4 protein-coding genes are annotated in these 2,435 nt (G+C 70.3%); 2 read left to right on the forward strand and 2 right to left on the reverse strand.

The genetic code is table 11. The features are described 5' to 3' along the window. A partial coding sequence (tsaE, locus tag P409_RS31970) for a tRNA (adenosine(37)-N6)-threonylcarbamoyltransferase complex ATPase subunit type 1 TsaE (RefSeq protein ID WP_034848111.1) occupies positions 1-383 on the reverse strand: 383 nt, incomplete at its 3' end. Positions 384-497: 114 nt separating this feature from the next. On the opposite strand from tsaE, the gene P409_RS31975 reads away from it, so the two are divergent. Continuing rightward, positions 498-1,508, forward strand: a complete 1,011-nt coding sequence (locus P409_RS31975) for an NAD(P)/FAD-dependent oxidoreductase (RefSeq protein WP_034848113.1) — start codon at positions 498-500, stop codon at positions 1,506-1,508. Positions 1,509-1,549: 41 nt separating this feature from the next. Here P409_RS31975 and P409_RS31980 read toward each other — a convergent pair whose 3' ends face one another. Next, positions 1,550-2,155 carry a LysE family translocator gene (locus tag P409_RS31980; protein ID WP_034848114.1) on the reverse strand — a complete coding sequence of 202 codons (606 nt, stop codon included), beginning with the start codon at positions 2,153-2,155 and terminating at the stop codon, positions 1,550-1,552. Between the two features lie 123 nt (positions 2,156-2,278). Here P409_RS31980 and P409_RS41650 point away from each other — a divergent pair. Next, positions 2,279-2,435 (forward strand): PAS domain-containing protein (locus P409_RS41650; protein WP_193366537.1); only part of this gene is annotated, 157 nt, incomplete at its 3' end.

The raw sequence follows: 2,435 nt of genomic DNA on the forward strand, positions 1-2,435 counted from the left end.
TGCGCCAGCTCGACCTTCAGCCGGTCGGCCGGGGTCAGCCCGTCCAGCCGGTCCGGCCATTCCACCAGGCAGATGCCCAGCCGCGCCTCGTCCCAGCCCAGCTCCAGCACCTCCTCCGGCGCCGCCAGCCGGTACAGGTCGAAATGCCACAGCGGGCCGGCGGGCAGGTCGTAGCTCTGGACCAGGGTGAAGGTCGGGCTCGGCACCTCCAGCTCCGGCTCGCCGGCGGCGGCGCGGATCAGGGCGCGGGCCAGGAAGGACTTGCCGGCGCCCAAATCGCCGGCCAGCAGGACGATGTCGCCGGGCTGCAGCAGCACCGCCAACCGCGCCGCCAGGGCTGCGGTCGCGGTTTCGTCCGGCAGGTCGAGGGTGAATCGGAACATCGGCCGATTGTTCGCATACCGGGGCCCGATCCGTCATCCCTGCGTCGCATGGGGTGATGCGTCGGCGGCCGGAACCGGCTATCCCATGAGGGTCTGGAGTTCCGGAGGACCACCATGCCGCACCGCACCGACGTCGCCATCATCGGGGCCGGCCCGGTCGGGCTGTTCGCGGTGTTCGAATGCGGCATGCTGAAGCTGCACTGCCATGTCGTCGACGTGCTGGACGTGCAGGGCGGGCAATGCGCCGCCCTCTATCCGGAAAAGCCGATCTACGACATCCCCGGCCAGCCGCGGATCGAGGCGGCGGAGCTGATCGACCGGCTGGTCGAGCAGGCCGCGCCCTTCGCCCCGGTCTACCATCTCGGCCAGCGGGTCGAGACGCTGGCGCGGCAGCCGGACGGGCGTTGGCTGGTCGGTACCAGCGCCGGCACGCAGATCGACGCCGCGGCGGTGATCATCGCCGCCGGGGTCGGCGCCTTCGGCCCGAACCGGCCGCCGCTGGCCGGGATCGAGGCCTACGAGAACCGCTCGGTCTTCTACATGGTGACGCGGAAGGAGGCGCTGCGCGGCAAGCGGGTGGTGGTGGCCGGCGGCGGCGACAGCGCGCTGGACTGGTCGATCCTCCTGGCCGACATCGCCGCCAAGGTCATGGTGGTGCACCGGCGCGACAAGTTCCGCGGCGCGCCGGACAGCGTCGCCAGGCTGCACGCCCTGGCCGAGGCCGGACAGATCGAACTGGTCACGCCCTACCAGCTGCACGGGCTGGAGGGGGAGGGCGGCCAGCTCTCCGCCGTCACCGTGGCGACGCTGGACGGCGAGGTACGGCGGCTCGACGCCGACGTGCTGCTGCCGTTCTTCGGCCTGTCGATGAATCTCGGTCCGATCGCCGATTGGGGGCTGGCGCTGGACAGGAACCACATCGCCATCGACCAGGCGACGGCGGCGACCAGCGTGCCCGGCATCTTCGCGGTCGGCGACATCGCGACATACCCGCACAAGCTGAAGCTGATCCTGACCGGCTTCGCCGAGGCCGCCTCCGCCGCCCACGCCATCCACCCGCTCGCCCGCCCGGGCGAGGTGCTGCATTTCGAGTATTCGACCACGTCCGGCGTGCCGGCGGCCTGAGGCCTGTTGCCCGGGGCTCGCCATGACGGAGAAGGGTAGGGTCAGCCCAGCAGATCCGCCGCGATCGGGTACAGCGAGGCGACCAGCAGCAGGGCCATGCCCAGGTTGAAGGCGCGGACCGCGGCGGGGGCGTGCAGCACCCGGCGCAGCGCCGTGCCGAACAGGGCCCAGCAGCCGACGCTGGGCAGGTTCACCAGCCCGAACACCAATGTGACGATCGCCAGGTTGCCCAGGAACCCCGCCTGCGGCGTGTAGGTGGCGATGGCGCCGACCGCCATCACCCAGGCCTTGGGGTTGACCCATTGGAACGCCGCGGCCTCCAGGAAGGTCATCGGCCGCCCGGCCTCGCCGCCGGCGGCGATCGGGCCGGACCGGGCGATCTTCCAGGCCAGGTACAGCAGATAGGCGGCGCCGCCGTATTTCAGCAGCTCGTACAGCAGCGGCCAGGCGGCGAAGGCGGCGCCCAGCCCCAGCCCGACCGCCGCCACCATCACCGTGAAGCCGACGGCGATGCCGACCATGTGCGGCACCGTCCGGCGGAAGCCGAAGCTGAGGCCGGAGGCGGTCAGCATGATGTTGTTCGGCCCCGGCGTGATCGAGGTGACGAAGGCGAACAGCACGAAGGAGGAGAGCAGCTCTGGCGTCATGGCCGCAGAGTGGCGCGGCGGAAGGACCGGAACAATCGGAACATTGTCCCGAACAATTCTTCGATATGGCGGCATCAATCTTCATGCTAGACTCATATAAACTGTCTGATTTAGACAATTCGTATGAACTGGCAGTCCCGATACGACGCGGTCGCCGAGGCGGTTGCCGCCCTGCTCGGCCCGGAGGCGGAGGTGGTGCTGCACGAGCTCGCCACCGACACGATACTGCGGATCGTCAATCCGCTGTCGCGCCGCCGGCCCGGCGACCCGTCGCTGCTGG

The organism is Inquilinus limosus MP06, assembly GCF_000767795.1.
Lineage (GTDB): Bacteria > Pseudomonadota > Alphaproteobacteria > DSM-16000 > Inquilinaceae > Inquilinus > Inquilinus limosus_E.